The sequence below is a fragment of the Variovorax sp. VNK109 genome (genome assembly GCF_049445855.1).
In the GTDB taxonomy this organism is placed as follows: Bacteria; Pseudomonadota; Gammaproteobacteria; order Burkholderiales; family Burkholderiaceae_C; genus JAGOCV01.
The window spans coordinates 37880-58123 of record NZ_JBMSDV010000006.1 but is presented as its reverse complement, the minus strand read 5'-3'; the positions used below and the strand labels follow the sequence as shown (position 1 = coordinate 58123).

Annotated in this window: 15 protein-coding genes; 7 read left to right on the top strand and 8 right to left on the bottom strand. The window is 65.0% G+C overall.

What is annotated here, in order from left to right:
- The first annotated feature begins 9 nt into the window (after nt 1-9).
- The 3 genes from ACO2Q9_RS18145 to def are packed head-to-tail and all read left to right on the top strand — an operon-like array spanning nt 10 to nt 3817.
- Entirely contained in the window at nt 10-1116 is a 1107-nt protein-coding gene (locus ACO2Q9_RS18145) for a cell division protein ZipA C-terminal FtsZ-binding domain-containing protein (RefSeq protein WP_423313351.1), read from the top strand.
- Between the two features lie 46 nt (nt 1117-1162).
- Nucleotides 1163-3232, top strand: a complete 2070-nt coding sequence (gene ligA, locus ACO2Q9_RS18140) for an NAD-dependent DNA ligase LigA (RefSeq protein ID WP_423313349.1) — start codon at nt 1163-1165, stop codon at nt 3230-3232.
- Between the two features lie 45 nt (nt 3233-3277).
- Nucleotides 3278-3817: a peptide deformylase gene (gene def, locus ACO2Q9_RS18135; protein WP_423313347.1), complete on the top strand. Its 540-nt coding sequence runs from the start codon at nt 3278-3280 to the stop codon at nt 3815-3817.
- An 18-nt stretch (nt 3818-3835) separates the two neighbouring features.
- Here the strand turns inward: def and ACO2Q9_RS18130 are convergent, their stop codons facing one another.
- From ACO2Q9_RS18130 to map, 3 genes are all read right to left on the bottom strand, one after another.
- Nucleotides 3836-4678, bottom strand: coding sequence for a DUF4198 domain-containing protein (locus ACO2Q9_RS18130; RefSeq protein WP_423313345.1), 843 nt, complete (start codon nt 4676-4678; stop codon nt 3836-3838).
- Nucleotides 4679-4827: 149 nt separating this feature from the next.
- Nucleotides 4828-7437: a [protein-PII] uridylyltransferase gene (locus ACO2Q9_RS18125; RefSeq protein WP_423313343.1), complete on the bottom strand. Its 2610-nt coding sequence runs from the start codon at nt 7435-7437 to the stop codon at nt 4828-4830.
- A 7-nt stretch (nt 7438-7444) separates the two neighbouring features.
- Nucleotides 7445-8251, bottom strand: a complete 807-nt coding sequence (gene map, locus ACO2Q9_RS18120; protein ID WP_423313341.1) for a type I methionyl aminopeptidase — start codon at nt 8249-8251, stop codon at nt 7445-7447.
- A gap of 135 nt (nt 8252-8386) precedes the next feature.
- Here map and purL point away from each other — a divergent pair, with 135 nt between their 5' ends.
- Nucleotides 8387-12403 (top strand): phosphoribosylformylglycinamidine synthase, encoded by a 4017-nt coding sequence (gene purL, locus ACO2Q9_RS18115; RefSeq protein ID WP_423313339.1) that lies wholly within the window; start codon nt 8387-8389, stop codon nt 12401-12403.
- A 43-nt stretch (nt 12404-12446) separates the two neighbouring features.
- Nucleotides 12447-13358: a DUF808 domain-containing protein gene (locus ACO2Q9_RS18110; RefSeq protein WP_423313337.1), complete on the top strand. Its 912-nt coding sequence runs from the start codon at nt 12447-12449 to the stop codon at nt 13356-13358.
- 73 nt (nt 13359-13431) lie between these two features.
- On the opposite strand, the gene ACO2Q9_RS18105 is transcribed toward ACO2Q9_RS18110, so the two are convergent.
- From ACO2Q9_RS18105 to ACO2Q9_RS18085, 5 genes are read right to left on the bottom strand one after another with little or no spacing between them, the layout of a single operon-like run.
- Nucleotides 13432-14211 (bottom strand): peptidylprolyl isomerase, encoded by a 780-nt coding sequence (locus ACO2Q9_RS18105; RefSeq protein WP_423313335.1) that lies wholly within the window; start codon nt 14209-14211, stop codon nt 13432-13434.
- Complete coding sequence (locus ACO2Q9_RS18100; protein WP_423313334.1) at nt 14208-14507, bottom strand: BolA family protein; 300 nt, start codon at nt 14505-14507, stop codon at nt 14208-14210. Before ACO2Q9_RS18100 ends, ACO2Q9_RS18105 begins: the two co-directional genes overlap by 4 nt.
- Nucleotides 14504-15061 carry a septation protein A gene (locus ACO2Q9_RS18095; RefSeq protein ID WP_423313332.1) on the bottom strand — a complete coding sequence of 186 codons (558 nt, stop codon included), beginning with the start codon at nt 15059-15061 and terminating at the stop codon, nt 14504-14506. Before ACO2Q9_RS18095 ends, ACO2Q9_RS18100 begins: the two co-directional genes overlap by 4 nt.
- 23 nt (nt 15062-15084) lie before the next feature.
- Complete coding sequence (msrB, locus tag ACO2Q9_RS18090; RefSeq protein WP_423313330.1) at nt 15085-15528, bottom strand: peptide-methionine (R)-S-oxide reductase MsrB; 444 nt, start codon at nt 15526-15528, stop codon at nt 15085-15087.
- Nucleotides 15525-17051, bottom strand: coding sequence for a protein adenylyltransferase SelO (locus tag ACO2Q9_RS18085; RefSeq protein WP_423313328.1), 1527 nt, complete (start codon nt 17049-17051; stop codon nt 15525-15527). The genes msrB and ACO2Q9_RS18085 overlap by 4 nt, the downstream gene beginning before the upstream one ends.
- Nucleotides 17052-17172: 121 nt before the next feature.
- Between ACO2Q9_RS18085 and ACO2Q9_RS18080 the strand changes: the two genes are divergently transcribed.
- Together ACO2Q9_RS18080 and ACO2Q9_RS18075 are read left to right on the top strand one after the other, a co-directional pair.
- On the top strand, nt 17173-18819 hold the full coding sequence (locus tag ACO2Q9_RS18080) for a 3-(methylthio)propionyl-CoA ligase (protein ID WP_423313326.1): 1647 nt from the start codon (nt 17173-17175) through the stop codon (nt 18817-18819).
- Nucleotides 18820-18951: 132 nt separating this feature from the next.
- Entirely contained in the window at nt 18952-20184 is a 1233-nt protein-coding gene (locus tag ACO2Q9_RS18075; protein ID WP_423313324.1) for a branched-chain amino acid ABC transporter substrate-binding protein, read from the top strand.
- Nucleotides 20185-20244: the final 60 nt, after the last annotated feature.

Sequence of the window (20244 nt, the reverse complement as noted above, 5' to 3'; positions counted from 1 at the left end):
AGCCGCGCGATGAGCAACCTCACTGTCGGGTTGGCCATCATCGGCGGGCTGCTTCTGGCGGCGGTGGTCGCGCACGGCGCGTGGACCTCGCGCCGCAACACGCCGCGCCAGGCCTCCACCGAAGAGAGCGACACGCTGCCGCCCGGCGGTTACGACGAAGCCTTCACGGGCACGGAGCGCAATGAACCGACGTTCGATCCGCTGCCGATCGGCGCGGAGGGTGGCGCGCACAGTGACGCGGACGGCGGCAACCTGATCGACCCGATGCTCGGCAAGCTGCCCGCGCCCGAGAAGAAGCCCGGCCTCGATGCGCTGATCGATGTCATTGCCAATATCGCGCTGGACAACCATGTGTCCGGTGAGGCGGCGATCGCTGCCATGCCGCCTACGCGCCGTGCGGGCAGCAAGCCATTCGCGGTGGAAGGCCTGAACGAGGCCACGCGCCAGTGGGAAACGCCCGAGAACGGCGCCTGGTACGAGGCCTTCCAGGCCGGCGTGCAACTGGCCAACCGCACCGGCGCGCTCAATGAAATCGAATACTCCGAATTCGTGATGAAGGCACAGGCTTTCGCCGACACGATCAACGGAACCCCCGACTTCCCCGAGATGCTGGACGAAGTGGCGCGCGGCCGCGAACTCGACCAGTTCGCCAGTTCGCATGACGCCCAGTTGAGCTTCACGCTGCGCGCCCGCAGCGCCGCATGGAGCCCGGGCTATGTTCATCAGAACGCTGCACGGCTCGGCTTCGTGGCTGGCGTCATCCCCGGGCGCATGGTGCTGTCGTCCGCCGAGCCCGGCTTGCCGCCGCTGCTGGGGTTGTCGTTCGACACGCAAGCCGCCATGGCCGAAGACCCGGCACAGAGCGCGATCCGCGAAGTCACGTTGAGCCTGGACGTACCGCAGGTTTACCGCACCGAACAACCCTTCGTGCGCATGCGCGAAGCCGCTCAGATACTGGCCGAGGGCATGGACGGTGTCATCACCGACGACAACGGGCACATGCTCCAGCCCGAGGCCATGGATGTCATCGGCGCCGACCTCGAGAAGCTCTACGACACGCTGGACGCGCGCGACCTGTCGGCCGGCTCGGTGCTCGCGCGGCGGCTGTTCAGCTGACATACCCAGGCACCGGCCAGCGATTCCGGCGCAGATACTCCCCACCATGGCAGACAAGAATCCTTCCCAGCCGCAGGCCCGCGTTACCGAGCTGCACCAGCAGTTGCATCACCATGCCCACCGCTACTACGTGCTCGACGAGCCGGAGATTCCGGACGCCGAGTACGACAGGCTGTTCCGCGAACTGCAGGCGCTGGAAGCGGCGCATCCCGAGCTGCTGACGCCCGATTCACCCACGCAGCGCGTGGGCGGCAAGGCGCTCGACGCGTTCGCCAAGGTGCGCCATCAGGTGCCGATGCTTTCCATCCGCACCGAGACCGACATCGAAGCCACGGGCGCGCGCAACTTCGACACCCGCGTGCGGCGCGAAATGGGTCTGCCGCTCGAAGCCTCGGACGAGGCGCCCGCCATCGAATACGAAGCCGAACTGAAATTCGACGGCCTCGCCATCAACCTGCGCTATGAAGACGGCGTGCTGGTGCAAGCCGCCACGCGCGGCGACGGCGAGATCGGCGAGGATGTCACACAGAACATCCGCACCATCGGGCAGATTCCCCTCAGGCTCACCGGCAAGGCGCCGCATGTGCTGGAGGTGCGCGGCGAGGTCTACATGCGCCGCGACGATTTCGACAAGCTCAACGAACGCCAGCGCGAGAAGATCGCCGCCGGCCAGAAGAACGAAAAGACCTACGTCAATCCGCGCAACGCGGCCGCCGGAGCCGTACGCCAGCTCGACCCGGCCATTTCCGCGCAACGCCCGCTCAGTTTCTACGCCTACGGCTGGGGCGAGACGCAGGGCTGGGACGACAAACCCGACACGCAGGACGGCGTGTTGCGTGCGATGCAGGCCATGGGGCTGCCGGTCAGCGACCATCGCGAAGTGGTGCTGGGTGCCGAGGGCCTCGTCGCCTTCCATGCACGCATGGGGTCGTTGCGCGACCAGTTGCCCTTCGACATCGACGGTGTCGTCTACAAGGTCAACAGCCTGGCGCTGCAGTCGCAACTGGGCTTCGTGACGCGCGAGCCGCGCTGGGCCGTCGCGCACAAGTACCCTGCGCAGGAGCAACTGACGACGGTGCAGGCCATCGACGTGCAGGTCGGCCGCACCGGCAAACTCACGCCGGTGGCCAAGCTCGCGCCGGTGTTCGTCGGCGGCGTCACCGTCACCAACGCCACGCTGCACAACGAAGACGAAGCCCGCCGCAAGGATGTGCGCGTGGGCGACACCGTCATCGTGCGCCGCGCGGGGGACGTGATTCCCGAAGTCGTGTCTGTGCTGGCCGACAAACGCCAGCCGGGCGCGGAACTCTTCACCATGCCACGCAAATGCCCGGTCTGCGGCAGCGATGCGGTGCGCGAAGAAGGCGAGGCCGACTACCGCTGCACAGGCGGCCTGTTCTGCAAGGCGCAACGCAAGGAAGCATTGCTGCATTTCGCGCAGCGGCGCGCGATGGACATCGAAGGCCTGGGTGACAAACTGGCCGACCAACTGGTGGACGCAGACATCATCCGCACGCTGCCCGACCTGTACCGCCTCGGCCTCAGTGCACTTGCCGAACTCGACCGCATGGCCGAGAAGTCCGCGCAGAACCTGCTGGACGGACTGGAAAAATCCAAGCAGACGACGCTGCCGCGCTTCCTGTTCGGCCTTGGCATCCGCCACGTGGGCGAGGCGACGGCGAAGGACTTGGCGCGGCACTTCGGCAAGCTCGACGGCATCATGGACGCAACCGAAGCGCAACTGCTCGAAGTGAACGACGTCGGTCCGATCGTCGCGCAGAGCCTGCACACCTTCTTCAGCCAGCCGCACAACCGCGAAGTGATCGAACAGCTGCGCGCCTGCGGCGTCACCTGGCCCGAGAGCGAGCCCACCGCACAGGCCCCCAAGCCGCTGACCGGCAAGACGATTGTCATCACCGGCACACTGCCCACGCTGGGCCGTGACGAAGCCAAAGACCTGCTCGAAGCCGCCGGCGCAAAGGTGGCCGGCTCGGTGAGCAAGAAGACGGACTACGTCGTCGCCGGTGCCGAGGCGGGCAGCAAGCTGGCGAAGGCGCAGGAACTTGGCGTACCTGTGCTCGACGAAGACGGCATGCGCGCGTTGCTGGCGGGTTGAAGCCGCGCAGCCGTCTGAGCCGATGCCGAAAGGTATGCTTGCCGCATGACCGTCCGTGAAATACTCAAGATGGGTGATTCGCGCCTGCTGCGCATCGCCCAGCCTATCGCCCAGTTCGATACGCCGGAACTCCATGCACTGATCGCCGACATGTTCGAGACGATGCATGCGGTGAACGGCGCGGGGCTCGCCGCACCGCAGATCGGCGTCGACCTGCAGCTCGTCATCTTCGGCACAGACACCGTCAATCCGCGCTATCCGGATGCACCGCCCGTTCCGCGCACGGTGATCTGCAACCCGGTGATCACCCCGCTTGGTGCGGAAGAAGAAGAGGGCTGGGAGGGTTGCCTCTCCGTGCCCGGCCTGCGCGGCGTGGTGCCGCGGTGGTCGCGCATCCGGTACACGGGCTTCGACCCGAAGGGCGAGCCCATCGACCGCATCGCCGAAGGTTTCCACGCGCGCGTGGTGCAACACGAGTGCGACCACCTGATCGGCAAGCTCTACCCCATGCGCGTGCGTGACTTCACGCGCTTCGGGTTCACCGAGGTGCTTTTCCCCGGCCTCGATGCGACAGAGGACGATTGACGTCCTCCATGGCATCCGTCAGGGCGTCTGCACCCTGAAAGTCAGGGTGTAGTTGTAGCCGTACATGGGGGCGGCCGCACCCTCCGGCGCTGTGGCCCGATGCCGGATCAGCGCGAGGTAGATGCCCGGCTTGGCGAGCGCGTACGAGATCTTCCCCTGCGCATCGGTCTTCAGGCTGTCGGCGCTGTGCTGGTTCGACAGGTCCATGGCGGAGCGGTAGATGTCCACCTTCTGATCGGGCAGCGGCGCACCGTCGTGCTGCACGACGAACTCGAACTTCTCGCCGGTGACCAGGTCGCTGGGATGCGTGACAGGCACGATTTCGAGCCCGCGTCCGCGTGGCTTCAATGCGTCGCGAGTCGGGGCACCGGCCGTCACGTAGGCCTCGGAAACCGACAGCGACTGGTAGTGGCTGATCAGCTTCGCATCGGCCGGCATCACCTGTTTGGGGTCACGCGCCACGACGGTTTTTCCGTCACGCTCCCAGCTGCGGAAGATCGCGCCCAGACGCGGGCCCGTGCTCAGGCGGTACGTGCCCTTGGCATTCGGCAGCTTCTGCTCTGCGATCGTGCGGAGCTTGAACTGGCGGATGTCGCCGAACGGCAGCTGTGTGCCATCGGGTGCCGTGATGGCGAATAGCGTTTCACCGAAGACGACCTCGGGGACGAAGAACTTCTCGGTGAAGCTCGCTTCGACGCTGATGGTTTCGTTGGGCTGGATGTCGAAGCTGGTCGGCAGCAGATACGGGGTGTGCGCATACGCGCCCAGTGCAAGCGCCGACAGGACGGGCGCCAGGCAATGACGGAGACGGGGTGCGGCTGAGCGCAGGGACGGGAAGCGGTGTGTAGAGGAAATGGCCATGGTGTTGAAGTGATGAACACGGCTGGCTACTTCCTGCTGGCGCCATGGAAACGCCCGGATCGGGCGCCCCAGGGCCAACTGTCATTCCGCTGGCGTACTTGGAGAAGCGCCCATTCTATTTGCAATGAGAATTGCTATCAACAACGGCCTCAGGACGACAGCGCTTCCAGCAATTCCGTCTCGATCTCGATCTGCGCGCGGTTCTGCTGCAGCTCGGGCCCGTGGATGAGGAAGGTATCTTCCACGCGCTCACCCAGCGTGGTGACCTTGGCGAGCTGCAGGTTGATCTTGTGCTTCGCGAGCACGCGCGCCACGCTGTAGAGCAGGCCGGCGCGGTCGCTCGCGGAAATGTTGAGCAGCCAGCGCTGGGCCTTGTCGTCGGGGCGCAGGTCCACGCGCGGGGTGATGGGGAAGCTCTTCACGCGGCGCGAGACGCGACCGCGGCTCGGCGCAGGCAGCGGGCCGGGTTCCTCGATCGTGGTGTCGAGCTCGGCTTCCACCATGCTGATCAGTTCGCGGTAGTGCTCGGGCAACACCGACGTCACCACCTGGAAAGTGTCGAGCGCATAGCCGTTGGAGGCGGTGTGCACCTTGGCATCCAGGATGCTGAAACCGGCCTGGTCGAAATATCCGCAGATGCGTGCGAAGAGGTCGGGCTGGTCGGGCGTGTAGACCATGACCTGCAAGCCTTCGCCTACCGGCGAGAGCCGTGCACGCACGATGGCTCGCGCATCGGACACGGGTTTTTTCGTTTCGGGGTCGCGCGTGACGTGGCGCGACAGGTGCTTGGCGTGCCAGGCGATGTCCGCCGCCTCGTGGCGCATGAAGTAGCCGACATCCAGCGTCTCCCACAGCGGCTTGTGCGCATCGTGGGGCAGCGTGTAGAGGGCCAGCAGCACCAGCGCCTCGCGCTTGCGGGCCTCGACTTCGGTGTCCGGGTCGGGCGCGCGGCCGCCCAGCGTGCGCAGCGTGTAGCGGTACAGATCTTCGAGCAGCTTGCCTTTCCAGGCGTTCCACACCTTCGGGCTGGTGCCTCGGATGTCGGCCACCGTCAGCAGGTACAGCGCAGTCAGGTAGCGCTCGTTGCCGACGCGTTTGGCAAAGCCGTTGATCACGTCCGCGTCGCTCAGGTCTTCCTTCTGCGCGATGCGGCTCATGGTGAGGTGCTCGTGCACCAGGAATTCGATGAGCTTCGTGTCTTCCGCGTCGATGCCGTGCTGGCGGCAGAAGCGCCTCACGTCCTTCGCACCGAGCTCGGAATGGTCGCCGCCGCGACCCTTGGCGATGTCATGGAACAGGGCGGCCACGTAGAAGATCCAGGGCTTGTCCCAGCCGGCAGCCAGTTGCGAGCAGAACGGGTACTCATGCGCATGCTCGGCGATGAAGAAGCGCCGCACATTGCGCAGCACCATCAGGATGTGCTGATCCACCGTGTAGACGTGGAACAAGTCGTGCTGCATCTGCCCCACGATGCCGCGGAACACCCAGAGGTAGCGGCCCAGTACGGACGTCTGGTTCATCAGCCGCATGGCGTGCGTGATGCCGCTTGGCGGCTCCTGCAGGATGCGCATGAACATCGCGTGGTTGGCCGGGTCGTTGCGGAACTTGCCGTCCATCACCTTGCGCGCCGCATACAGCGCACGCAGCGTGCGGGCCGACAGGCCCTTGATGCCGACCGTCGTCTCGTACAGCAGGAAGGTTTCGAGGATGGCGTGCGGTTGCTTCACGTACAGGTCGTCGCTGTCCACTTCGAGCATGCCGGCCTTGTCCAGGAAGCGCTCGTTGATGGGGCGTGGCGCAGGAGTGACCGGATTGAGCCGCTCTTCGATGTTGAGCAGCAGGATCTGGTTCAACTGCGTCACGGCCTTGGCCGTCCAGTAGTAGCGGCGCATCAGCTCCTCGCTGGCGCGGCGGCCGCCTTCGCTCCTGAACCCGAACGACTCGGCCACGACCGTCTGCATGTCGAACACCAGCCGGTCTTCGCGGCGCTTGGCCAGCAGGTGCAGGCGCGCGCGGATGAGGCCCAGCAGCGCCTCGTTGCGCTTGATGCGGCGCGCCTCGAAGGGCGTGGCCAGGCCGCGCCGCGCGAGTTCGTCCCAGCTCTTGCCCAGCCCCGCCGCGCGGGCCACCCACTGGATCACCTGCAGATCGCGCAGGCCACCGGGGCTCTCCTTGCAGTTGGGTTCGAGCGAATAAGGCGTGTTCTCGAACTTGTTGTGACGCTGGCGCATCTCCAGCGTCTTGGCAACGAAAAATGCTTTCGGGTCCAGGTCCGCTTCGAAACGCTTGCAGAACCGGGCGAACAGGCTCGCGTTGCCGGTGATGAGCCGTGCTTCCAGCAGGGAGGTCTGAACCGTCACGTCCTTGCTGGCCTCGGCCACGCATTCGGACAGCGAACGCACGCTGGAGCCGATCTCGAGACCCGAGTCCCAGCATGAGCCGATGAAGGTTTCGATGCGGGCCTTGAGCGCCTCGTCGGTGTCGGGTGACTGGCCGTCGGGAAGGAGGACCAGCACGTCCACATCCGATTGCGGATACAGCTCACCGCGCCCGTAACCGCCCACCGCCACAAGTGCGAACGGCTTGCCGAATCCGGCGTGCGTCCACAGGTCACGCAACAGGCCGTCGGCCAGGACGGCCAGCTTTTGCAGCGTGGAGCGAACGCCCCGGGTCGAGCCGCCGCTGCTGGCGATGTTTTCGAGCAATGCGGCCTTGCGGACGCGATAGTCCTCTCGCAGCGCTTGCAGATCGGCGGACATGGCCCGCTCAGGCATTCACGAAGGCGGGCGGCGGCGGGCTGCCGGCGGACAGGGTCAGCACTTCGTAACCGGTTTCGGTCACCAGGACCGTGTGTTCCCACTGCGCGGACAGTGAATGGTCGCGCGTGACGATGGTCCAGCCGTCGCCGAGCTCCTTGATGTCGCGGCGACCGGCGTTGATCATCGGCTCGATGGTGAAGGTCATGCCGGGCTGGAGCTCTTCCATGGTGCCCGGGCGGCCGTAGTGCAGCACCTGCGGTTCCTCGTGGAATTTCTTGCCGATGCCGTGTCCGCAGAATTCGCGTACCACCGAATAGCCGCTCGCCTCGGCGAATTTCTGGATGGCGTGGCCGATGTCGCCCAGCCGCGCGCCCGGTTTGACCTGCACGATGCCGTGCCACATGGCGTCGTAGGTGATGGCGCACAGGCGTTTGGCCGCGATGGAGCCTTCGCCGATGATGTACATGCGGCTGTTGTCGCCGTACCAGCCGTCGTCGGTGATCACGGTGACATCGATGTTCATGATGTCGCCCTTCTTGAGCGGCTTGTCGTTCGGGATGCCGTGACACACCACATGGTTGAGCGAGGTGCACAGCGAAGCCGGGTAGGGCGGGTAACCGGGCGGCTGGTAACCGAGCGTGGCCGAGCGCGTGCCCTGCACCTTGACCATGTATTCGTTGGCCAGGCGGTCGATTTCCTTCGTGGTGGTGCCCTGTTTCACGAACGGGGTCAGGTAGTCCAGGACTTCCGAAGCCAGGCGGCATGCATGGCGCATGCCTTCGATGCCCTCGGCGTCTTTGTAGGTGATCGTCATGGCCGCAATTATCCCAGAGGGCGTCAGAGGGGGCAGGGTGCCGGTTAAAATCCGCATTGCCTGCGTGGCCCCAGTCAGCGGTCCGTGGCGAAGTTCTCCATTCCTGCACCCTCCTGCATCCTCAAGGCCACCAACGTGACCCTCCAAATCACCCAGTTCGAGGGCAGCAACGCCCTCAGTGCGTTCCGCGTCCGCCAATTGCTCCCCCGCCTCCAGGCGATCCACGGGAAGATCGATGGCATTTCGGCCCGGTTCGTGCATCTGGTGGCCTCCGAAACCGCGCCCGACGCCGCGCTGAAGGAGCGCCTGGCCGCGTTGCTGACCTATGGCGACCCGTACGAAGCCCCGCAGGGCGAAGCCGTCCTCGTCGTCGTGAGTCCGCGCCTGGGCACCGTGTCGCCCTGGGCGTCCAAGGCAACGGACATCGCCCACAACTGCGGCCTCGCACTCAAGCGTGTGGAGCGCATCGTCGAATACCGCGTCACGCTGAAATCCGGCCTGCTGTCGAAGGCTTCTCTGGACGAATCGCAATGGGCGGCAGTCGCCGCGCTGCTGCACGACCGCATGACCGAAAGCGCACTGGCTTCGCGCGACCAGGCCGCGAACCTTTTCACCGAGCTGCAGGCCGCGCCCATGGAGCACGTGGACGTGCTGGGCGGCGGCCGCGCCGCGCTGGAAGAAGCCAACCGGCACTTCGGCCTGGCACTGGCGGAAGACGAGATCGACTATCTGGTGGACGCGTTCAAGGGCCTGGCGCGCAACCCGACCGACGTCGAACTGATGATGTTCGCGCAGGCCAACAGCGAACACTGCCGCCACAAGATCTTCAACGCGAGCTTCACCATCGACGGCGTGGCGCAGGAAAAGAGCATGTTCGGCATGATCCGCCACACCCACCAGACGAGCCCGCAACACACGGTGGTCGCGTACTCGGACAACGCGTCCATCATGGAAGGCAATGCGGTGCAGCGCTTCATCGCGCCCGCCGGCAACTCGGCCAACCGCTACGAATCGCAAGCGGCCACACACCATGTACTGATGAAGGTGGAGACGCACAACCACCCGACGGCCATTTCGCCGTTCCCGGGCGCTTCCACGGGGGCGGGTGGGGAAATCCGCGACGAAGGCGCGACGGGGCGTGGCTCCAGGCCGAAGGCGGGCCTGACCGGCTTCACGGTTTCGCGACTGTGGCCCGCCGAAGGGCAAAGCATCGGCAAGCCCGGGCACATTGCCAGTCCGCTGCAGATCATGACCGAGGGCCCGCTGGGCGGTGCCGCCTTCAACAATGAATTCGGCCGTCCCAACCTGCTGGGCTACTTCCGCGAATACGAGCAGCAGGCAGGCGGCGTGGAGCGCGGCTATCACAAGCCCATCATGATCGCCGGCGGCCTCGGTCAGATCGACTCCGGGCAGACGAAGAAGATCCTTTTCCCCGCCGGCACGCTGCTGGTGCAACTGGGCGGGCCGGGCATGCGCATCGGCATGGGCGGCGGCGCGGCGAGCTCCATGGCCACGGGCGCCAACGCGGCAGAACTCGATTTCGACTCCGTGCAGCGAGGTAACCCCGAGATCGAGCGCCGTGCGCAGGAAGTCATCAACCATTGCTGGGCGCAGGGCGCGGCCAATCCGATCCTGGCCATCCACGATGTCGGTGCCGGTGGCCTGTCCAACGCCTTCCCCGAAATCACCAATGACGCCGGACGCGGCGCGCGTTTCGACCTGAGCGCGGTACCGCTGGAAGAGTCCGGCCTCGCGCCCAAGGAAATCTGGTGCAACGAAAGCCAGGAGCGCTACGTGATGGCCATCGCGCCGGAGTCGCTGGCCATGTTCCGTGCCTTCTGCGAACGCGAGCGTTGCCCGTTCTCCGTCGTGGGTGTCGCAACCGAAGAGCGCCAGCTGGTGCTGGCCGAAGGCGGTGAGCCTTCCGCCAATGCCGCTGAAACGCCGGTCGACATGCCCATGGACGTGCTGCTGGGCAAGCCGCCGCGCATGCACCGCGACGTGAAGCGTGTCCAGCGCAACTTCACGCCGCTCGACCTGGACGGCGTGAGCCTGCAGAAGGCGGCGATCGACGTGCTGAGCCACCCGACGGTGGCGTCCAAGCGATTCCTCGTGACCATCGGCGACCGCACCGTGGGCGGCATGAGCCACCGCGACCAGATGGTCGGCCCCTGGCAGGTGCCGGTGGCCGACTGCGCCGTCACGCTGGCCGATTACGACGGCTTCGCCGGCGAAGCCATGAGCATGGGCGAGCGCACGCCGCTGGCCGCCATGGACGCGCCGGCCTCCGGTCGCATGGCCGTGGCCGAGGCCATCACCAACCTGCTGGCCGCTCCGATGGACTTGAAGCGCGTGAAGCTCTCCGCCAACTGGATGGCCGCTTGCGGCGAACCCGGAGAAGACGCCGCGCTGTATGACACGGTGCATGCCGTGGGCATGGAACTGTGCCCGGCGCTGGGCATTTCGGTGCCGGTGGGCAAGGACAGCCTTTCGATGCGCACGCAGTGGAATGACAACGGCACGCAGAAGAAGGTCAGCTCGCCAGTGAGCCTGATCGTCAGCGCCTTCGCCACTTTGCCCGATGTGCGCGGCACGCTCACACCGCAGCTCGACGCGAAGGAAGAAGACACCACGCTGGTGCTGGTGGACCTGGGCCGCGGCCGTCACCGCATGGCCGGCAGCATCCTTGCGCAGTCGCTCGGGCAGTCCGGCTGCCCGGTGAAGGACGGCGTGCCTGATCTGGACGACCCGCAAGACCTGATCCGCCTGGTTGACGCAGTGAACGCATTGCGTGCCAAGGGTCAGATCCTGGCCTACCACGACCGCAGCGACGGCGGCCTGTTCGCAGCCGCCTGCGAGATGGCGTTTGCCGGTCACGTGGGTGTGGCGCTCAACGTGGACATGCTCGTCATCGAAGGCGACGGCATCAACGACAGCAAGATGGACACGGGCGATGCGAAGAACTGGGCCAGCCAGGTCAGCGCGCGCCGCGAGGAACTCACGCTCAAGGCGCTGTTCACCGAAGAGCTGGGCGTGCTGCTGCAGGTGCGTACGTCCGAGCGCAATGAGGTCATGCAGGTGCTGCGCGCGCACGGTCTCTCGCAGCACAGCCATTTCGTCGGCAAGACGCGGCCGGTGTCCTCCGCCATGGACGCGGGCAAGGGCGAAGTGCAGGTCTGGCGCGACACGAAGGCCGTGTTCAGCGCGAAGCTTCATGACCTGCACCAGGTCTGGGACAGCGTGAGCTGGAAGATCTGCCAGCAGCGTGACAACCCCGAAGGCGCGGATGCCGAACACGCCGCAGCGGGCCGGCCGGAAGACCCGGGTGCGCACGTCGCATTGACGTTCGATCCTTCGGACAACGTCGCCGCACCGTTCCTGAACCTGTCGCGCCCCAAAGTGGCGATCCTGCGCGAACAGGGCGTCAACTCGCATGTGGAAACGGCCTGGGTGTTCACGCAGGCCGGCTTCGACGCTTACGACGTGCACATGACCGACCTGCAAAATGGCCGCGCCGACCTGCGCGAGTTCAAGGGCATTGTGGCCTGCGGCGGCTTCAGCTACGGCGACACGCTGGGCGCGGGCATCGGCTGGGCACGCAGCGTCACGTTCAACGACGTGCTGTCCAGCCAGTTCAAGAGCTTCTTCGCGCGCACCGATACCTTCGGAATCGGCATCTGCAACGGCTGCCAGATGTTCGCCGAGCTGGCCGACATCATTCCCGGCGCCGGCGCGTGGCCGCGTTTCACCACCAACCGCAGCGAACGCTTCGAGGCGCGCCTGTCGATGGTGGAAGTGCTCGAGTCGCCCAGCCTGTTCTTCGCCGGCATGGCCGGCAGCCGCCTGCCCATTGCCGTGGCGCACGGCGAAGGCTTTGCCAACTTTTCACGTCGTGGCGACGCATCGAAGGCCATCGCTGCCATGCGCTACGTGGACAACCGCGGCCAGGCGACCGAAAGCTATCCGTTCAACCCGAACGGCAGCCCGGGTGGATTGACGGCGGTGACCACGGCCGACGGCCGTTTCACCGCGCTCATGCCGCACCCCGAGCGCGTCTCGCGCAACATCCAGATGAGCTGGACCTCCGGCGACCCCGGCGCGCACAGCCCGTGGATGCGCGTCTGGCAAAACGCGCGCCGCTGGGTCGGCTGACACGGCATACTCCGGGGAACAGAACTACCCGAAGGAAGAGGATATGGCCGGAAGCAGTCTGCTGGCCCTGATCGACGACATCGCCACGATCCTGGACGATGTCTCTGTCATGACCAAGGTGGCGGCAAAGAAGACCGCCGGTGTGCTGGGTGACGATCTCGCGCTCAATGCGCAGCAGGTCACGGGCGTCATGGCCGAGCGGGAATTGCCGGTCGTCTGGGCGGTCGCCAAGGGTTCGACGATCAACAAGATCATCCTTGTGCCCGCCGCGCTGGCCATCAGCGCGTTCATTCCCTGGGCGGTGACGCCGCTGCTCATGCTGGGCGGCGCTTTCCTCTGTTACGAGGGCTTCGAGAAAGTCGCGCACAAGTTCCTGCACAGCAAGGAAGAGGACGAGGCGGCACATGCCGCCAAAGTCGACGCGCTGGTGTCGGAGAACGTGGACATGGTCGCGTTCGAAAAGGACAAGATCAAGGGTGCCGTCCGTACCGATTTCATCCTGTCGGCGGAAATCATCGCGATCACGCTGGGCGTGGTGCAGAACTCACCCTTCGTCAACCAGGTTGCGGTGCTGTCGGGCATCGCGATCCTGATGACTGTCGGTGTCTACGGCCTCGTGGCGGGCATCGTGAAGCTCGACGACCTGGGTCTGTACCTCAGCCGCAAGGCAAGCGCTGCGGCGCGGGCGGTGGGGCGTGCCATCGTCGCTGCAGCACCATGGATGATGAAAGGCCTGTCCGTGCTGGGCACGGCAGCCATGTTCCTGGTCGGCGGCGGCATCCTCACGCACGGCATCGGTCCGCTGCACCATGCGATCGAGCGCGTTTCGGCGTCGGCCGGCGGTTTCTTCGGCGCGATCCTGCCGACGCTGCTCGATGGTGTGACGGGTGTTGTTGCAGGCGGCATCGTCGTCCTGCTGGTCATGGCGGTCAACAAGGCGCGCGGCCATCGCTGAGGCACGCTACCGGACCGGCCAAACAAAAAAGCCCGGCATTGCCGGGCTTTTCTTCTTGAAGGGCCGAAGCGTCTTACTCGACCTTCGCCTTCTCGCGCAGTTCACGCTGGAAGCTTGCCATCTTCTGCTGCACCATCTGCTGCTCGAGTTGCGGCTTCACTTCCTCGAACTTCGGGAAGCTGATCTCGCGCACGTCGTCCACGCGGATGACGTGCCAGCCGAACTGGCTCTGCACCGGCGCATCGGTGGTCTGGCCCTTCTTCAGCGCAACCATGGCCTTGGTGAACTCGGGCACGAAGGCATTGGCGGGCGACCAACCCAGATCGCCACCTTCAGCGCCCGATCCGGGGTCCTTGGATTGCTTCTTGGCGATCTCGTCGAACTTGCCGCCCTTCTTCAGGCTGGCGATGATGGTCTTGGCCTGGTCTTCCTTCTCCACGAGGATGTGGCGGACCTTGTATTCCTGGCCGGCGTTCGCTGCCACGAGCTTGTCGTATTCGACCTTCAGGTCGGCATCGGTGACCGGGTTCTGCTTGCGGTAGTCGTTGAACAACTCGCGGATCAGGATGCTCTGGCGCGCCAGCTCGACCTGCGCCTTGTAGTCTTCCGAAGCGTCGAGGCCGCGCTTCTGCGCTTCCTGCATGAACACCTCGCGCATGATGACTTCCTCGCGCAACTGGCCTTCCATTTCGGGGGGTACGGCGCGGCCGGAGGCGGCGAGTTGCTGGACCAGCACGTCCATGCGTGCCTTGGGAACGGCTTTGCCGTTGACGATGGCCACGTTCTGGGCGAGAGCGGGCAACGAAGCAGCCAGCACGGCCGCAGCAGCAATGCTTGTGAGGAGTTTTTTCATGGGGTTTCCTTGGCGGGCAGCACTTCTATGGCAATAGCGTGCACACCCTGGTCGATAAAATCTTGCAGCGCATCATACACAAGGCGATGCTGCGCCACGCGGGGCTTTCCGGTAAACAAAGGTGAGGCGATCCGCACCCTGAAATGGGTGCCGTAACCCAGCGGCCCGGCACCCGAATGACCTGCATGCGCGGCGCTTTCATCGAGCACTTCGAGCCGCGATGGCGTGAGCCGTTCGGCCAGACGGACCTGCAATTCGCCGGCCTGCGGCAAGGCCGTTGAAGCGGCGGTGCTCAAGGGTTGCCTGCCTCGTTGCCGGGTTCGTCGGACTTCATGTACTTGCTGAAGTACATGAGCTGGCCGACCATGAACACCACCATCAGGCCCACGACACCGAACACCTTGAACAGGCCCCAGGTCTTCTCCGAGAAGGTGTAGGCCACCCACAGGTTCAGGCCGCCCAGCGCCGCCATGAACACCGCCCAGCCCATGTTGAGTCTGGACCATGCGTGGTCCGGCAGCGTGAGTTGCTCCTTCATCAGCATCTGGATGAAGTTGCGCTTGAACAGCACGGGGCCGAGCAGCAGCGCGGTGGCGAAGATCCAGTAGATTACCGTCGGCTTCCACTTGATGAACACCGGGTTGTGCAGCACCAGCGTGGCAGCGCCGAAGGCCAGGATGACCGCCAGCGTGAACCACTGCATGCCCGTGACCTTCTTGCGCAGAACCAGCAGGCCGAGCACCTGCAGCGTCATGGCCGCCATGATGACCATCGTGGCGACGTAGATGTCGAACAGGTAGAGCGCGCCGAGGAAAAGGACGCCGGGCAGGAAGTCGAAGAACAGTTTCATGAATGATGCGGGAGATGCCGGAATCAGGATTTTGCGGGTTCGTCCCACGACTCTCCGGGTCGCGGTGCGAAATCCAGCGACGCTGAATTCATGCAGTATCGCAGCCCGGTGGGAGCCGGGCCGTCCGGAAACACGTGGCCCAGGTGCGCGCCGCAGTTGGCGCAGACCGTTTCCGTACGCACCATGCCATGGCTGCGGTCCACGATCTCGCGGATCGCGCCCGGGATGGCTTCCTTGTAGAAGCTCGGCCAGCCGCAGCCCGCGTCAAACTTGGTTTCAGAATCGAACAGTTTGGCACCACAGCAGATGCAGTTGTACTGGCCCGTGGCCCAGTGCTCCTCGTATTTGCCGGTGAACGGGCGCTCGGTCGCGGCGTGCCGTGTCACTTCGAAAGCTGCAGGCTCCGCGCCCTTTTCGGCCAGGATGGCTTTCCATTCCGCGTCTGATTTCTGGATTTTCGTGGTCATGATGAGCAGCTGATCTCGATGGTGGAAGCCCATTCGGGCGGGAACCCGGCCCACGATTCGTGCGCCGGATGCTCGTCAAATGGGGCCGAAAGCACGTCGGCCAAGGCTTGGAGTGGCGAAAAGTCGCCAAGTTTCGCGGCCTGGATGACTTCTTCGCCCAGATGGTTGCGCAGCACGAATTTCGGGTTGGCGGCGAGCATTCGGCGGCCGGTTTCCGCCCGGTCCGCTCCGACGCGGACGTCGAAACGCTGCAGCCAGTCGTCCAGGGTAGGACGGTCCAGCAGAATGTCCCGCACAGGTTCGGCGGCGGCCCGATCGGGCGTGCCGGCGATGTGGTGCGACAGGCGTCGCCAGAAGATGGTGTAGTCGGCCTGCTCGCTGGCCAGCAGCTTGAGCGCGGACTCGATCAGCTCGCGGTCCTCCGGACGGCTGTCCACCAGGCCGAGCTTGGCACGCATGGCGTTTTCGAGGGCTTCGGGGAACTGTGTCTTGTACGGCTCGAGCGCCGCGAGTGCCAGTTCCTGGTCGAACTCCTGTTCACCGTTCCCGCTTTCTGCGGCCGGGCTGATCAGCGGCAACAGTGCCTGACCCAGACAGAACAGGTTCCAGTAGGCGATGTTGGGCTGGCGGTTGTAGGCGTAGCGGCCCTGCGTGTCGCTGTGGTTGCAGATGTGCGCCGGGTTGAAGCCGTCGAGGAACTGGAACGGGCCGTAGTCGATGGTCAGGCCCAGGATGCTCATGTTGTCGGTGTTCATCACCCCGTGGCAGAAGCCAACGGCCTGCCAGTGCGCCATCAGACGCGCCGTACGGGCACTCACCGCCTGCAGCAGGTTGGCATACGGGTTACCGGCCAGCGTCGTGGCGTTGCGACACTCGGGGTAGTAACGGTCGATGACGTAGTCCGCCAGCTTCCTGAGTTCGTCGTGCTGTCCGCTGTAGGCGAAATGTTCGAAATGCCCGAAGCGCACGAAGCTGGGCGCCACGCGCGTCACCACGGCCGCGGTTTCCATGGTCTCCCGGCGCACGGGCGCATTCGAGCCTGTCACGCAGAGCGCGCGGCTGGTCGGCACGCCCAGCGCATGCATCGCCTCGCTGCACAGGAATTCACGGATGGAAGAGCGCAGCACGGCTCGGCCGTCGCCCATGCGCGAATACGGCGTGAGGCCGGCACCCTTGAGCTGGATTTCCTGGCCCTTGTCCGTCTCGCCCAGCAGGATGGCGCGGCCGTCGCCCAACTGGCCGGCCCACACGCCGAACTGATGGCCGCTGTAGACGCTGGCCAGCGGGTCGCTGCCAGCCAGGGGAATATTGCCGGTGAAAGCCTCGAGTGCTTCCTGCGACGCCACCCATTCATCGGACAGGCCGAGTTCGCGCGCCATCGCGCGACTGGTGCCGACCCAATAGGGCGAGGGCAGGGGGCGTGGCGAGAGGCGCGTGAAGAAAGCGTCGCCCAGGCGCGAAAAGCCCTCCTGCCAGTGCAGTCCGCTGTCCGCCGCAACGGCGGCCGAGGTGTTGGCGTTCATGCTGGCGATTGTCCCGCAGTTGACTCAAGTCAGCGCCGGTGAGGGCATTCCCGCATCCGGCGGCATGTTGCATCGCGCAATACTGCGGTATCCAGAAAAAACCACAGACCAAGGAGTACGCATGCTGGGTTTGATGCAAGACCAACCGCTTCTGATTTCCACGCTGATCGATTTCGCCGACCGCCATCACCGGGACGGCGAGATCGTCTCGCGCCGCGTGGAAGGCGACATCCACCGCTACACCTGGAAGGACGTCGCGGCGCGTTCGCGCCAGGTCGCCGGCGCGCTGGATGCACTGAAACTGGGCGTGTCGGACCGCGTGGCCACCATCGCCTGGAACGGGTACCGGCACCTGGAGATGTATTTCGGCGTCAGCGGTTCTGGCCGCGTCCTGCACACCATCAACCCGCGCCTCCACCCGGAGCAGATCGCATGGATCGTCAACCATGCCGAAGACCAGGTGCTGTGCTTCGACACGACCTTCCTGCCCATCGTGCAGGCCGTCCACGCCAAGTGCCCGACGGTGAAGCAGTGGATCGTGATGTGCGATGCCGACAAATGCCCCAAGGACTCCGGCATCCCCAACCTGCAGAGCTACGAGGCCTGGATCGGCGCGCAATCTGCGGACTACGTCTGGCCGGTGTTCGACGAGAACACCGCCTCGAGCATGTGCTACACGAGCGGCACCACGGGCAACCCCAAGGCTGCGCTCTACAGCCACCGCTCCACCGTCCTGCACGCCTACGCCGCCGCGCTGCCGGATGTAATGAACCTGTCCGCGCGCGACTCGGTGCTGCCGGTGGTGCCGATGTTCCACGTCAACGCCTGGGGCATTCCGTACTCGGCTGCGCTCGTGGGCTGCAAACTCGTCTTCCCCGGCCCGGCGCTGGACGGCAAGTCGGTCTATGAACTGGTCGAAGCCGAAGGCGTCACCTTCGCGGCCGGTGTGCCCACCGTCTGGCAGATGCTGCTCGGCCACATGAAGCCGGGGGGCCTGAAGTTCAGCAAGCTCAACCGCACCGTCATCGGCGGCTCGGCCTGTCCGCCGGCCATGATCACGGCCTTCCAGGACGACTACAACGTCGACGTGCTGCACGCCTGGGGCATGACCGAGATGAGCCCGCTCGGTACGCTGTGCACGCTCAAGAACAAGCACCTGTCGCTGCCGAAGGACGCGCAGATGAAGATCCGCCTCAAGCAGGGTCGGGCGATCTACGGCGTGGACATGAAAATCGTGGGCGACGACGGCAAGGAGCTGCCGTGGGACGGCAAGGCCTTCGGCGACCTGCTGGTCAAAGGCCCCTGGGTCGTCAGGGAATACTTCAAGGGCGAGGGCGGCAATCCGCTGGTGAAAGACGAAAACGGCGTGGGCTGGTTCCCCACCGGCGACGTGGCCACCATCGACCCGGATGGTTACATGCAGATCACGGACCGCAGCAAGGACGTCATCAAGTCCGGCGGCGAGTGGATCAGCTCCATCGACATCGAGAACATCGCCATGGCGCATCCGGCCGTGGCCATGGCCGCCTGCATCGGCATGAAACACCCCAAGTGGGACGAGCGGCCTGTGGTTGCCGTGGTGAAGAAGCCGGGCGCGGAAGTGACGCGCGAGGACCTGATCGGCTTCTTCGAGGGCAAGACCGTGGCCAAGTGGCAGATTCCGGACGACATCATCTTCGTCGAGGCCATTCCCCTGGGTGCCACCGGCAAGATGCTCAAGACGAAGCTGCGCGAGCAACTGAAGGACTACACGCTGCCCACGGCCTGAAACGGCCACAAACCAGTCGCGAACCGGTCGCTAACCAGTCGCAAAGGCGACGGTGGTAGGTGCAATCCCTGAGCGCTGCATCGCACAAATCTGGCTACTCTGCGGCGTACAAGGAATTACAAGGAGACAAGCATGAAACTGATCGTCAAATCCGTGGCGTTTGCCGCCATGACCCTCGCCATGACTGGCGCTTTCGCCCAGAAGGGTGAAACCGTCAAGATTGCGTTCATCGACCCGCTCTCCGGCCTGATGGGGCCGGTCGGCAACAACCAGGTCAAGAGCTTCCAGTACTTCGCCGAGGTGTTCAACAAGAGCAACCCGGCGGGCGTGAAGTTCGAACTGGTGACCTTCGACAACAAGCTCAGCCCCGCCGAAAGCCTGAACGCGCTGAAGGCCGCGCTCGACCAGGGCGTGCGTTACATCACGCAGGGCAACGGTTCGTCCGTCGCCGGTGCGCTGATCGACGCGGTCAACAAGCACAACGAGCGCAACCCCGGCAAGGAAGTCATCTTCCTGAATCACTCGGCCGTGGACCCGGACTTCACCAACAGCAAGTGCAGCTACTGGCACTTCCGCTTCGACGCGGACACCTCGATGAAGATCGAGGCCATGACGACCTTCATGAAGGACCAGCCGGACATCAAGAAGGTGTATCTGCTGAACCAGAACTACTCGCACGGCCATCAGGTCGCCGCCTACGCCAAGGACAACCTCAAGCGCAAGCGCCCGGACGTGCAGATCGCCGGCGAAGACCTTCACCCGCTCGCCCAGGTGCGTGACTTCGCACCGTACATCGCCAAGATCAAGGCCTCGGGCGCCGATACCGTGATCACCGGCAACTGGGGCTCCGACCTGGCGCTGCTGATCAAGGCGGCCAACGAAGGCGGCTACAACGGCAAGTTCTACACGTACTACGCCGGCATCACCGGTTCGCCGACGGCGCTGGGCACGGCCGCCGCAGGCCGCGTCTACCAGATCGCCTACAACCACTACAACATGCCCGGCCAGATGGGCAAGTGGCAGACCGAGTTCAACCAGAAGTACAAGGACGACTTCTACACCGGCTCGGTCATCCAGATCTACTCGGCACTGACCGAAGCCATGGCCAAGGCCAAGTCCACCGACCCGGTGAAGGTTGCGGCAGCGCTGGAAGGCCTGTCGTGGAAGAGCTTCAACGGTGAAGTGCAGATGCGCAAGACCGACCACCAGCTGCAGCAGCCGCTGTACCTGACCGTCTGGCAGAAGACCGACGCCAAGCACCCGTACAGCCCCGAGAACACGGGCATGACGCTGGTGCCGGTGAAGGAATTCCCGCCGTACGTCTCCAGCACACCGACCAGCTGCCAGATGAAGCGTCCGGGCTGATTGCGGCGCACCCGCTGGATGCAGGGGGCCTGACAGATGAAGATCGGTCGGGCCCTTTTT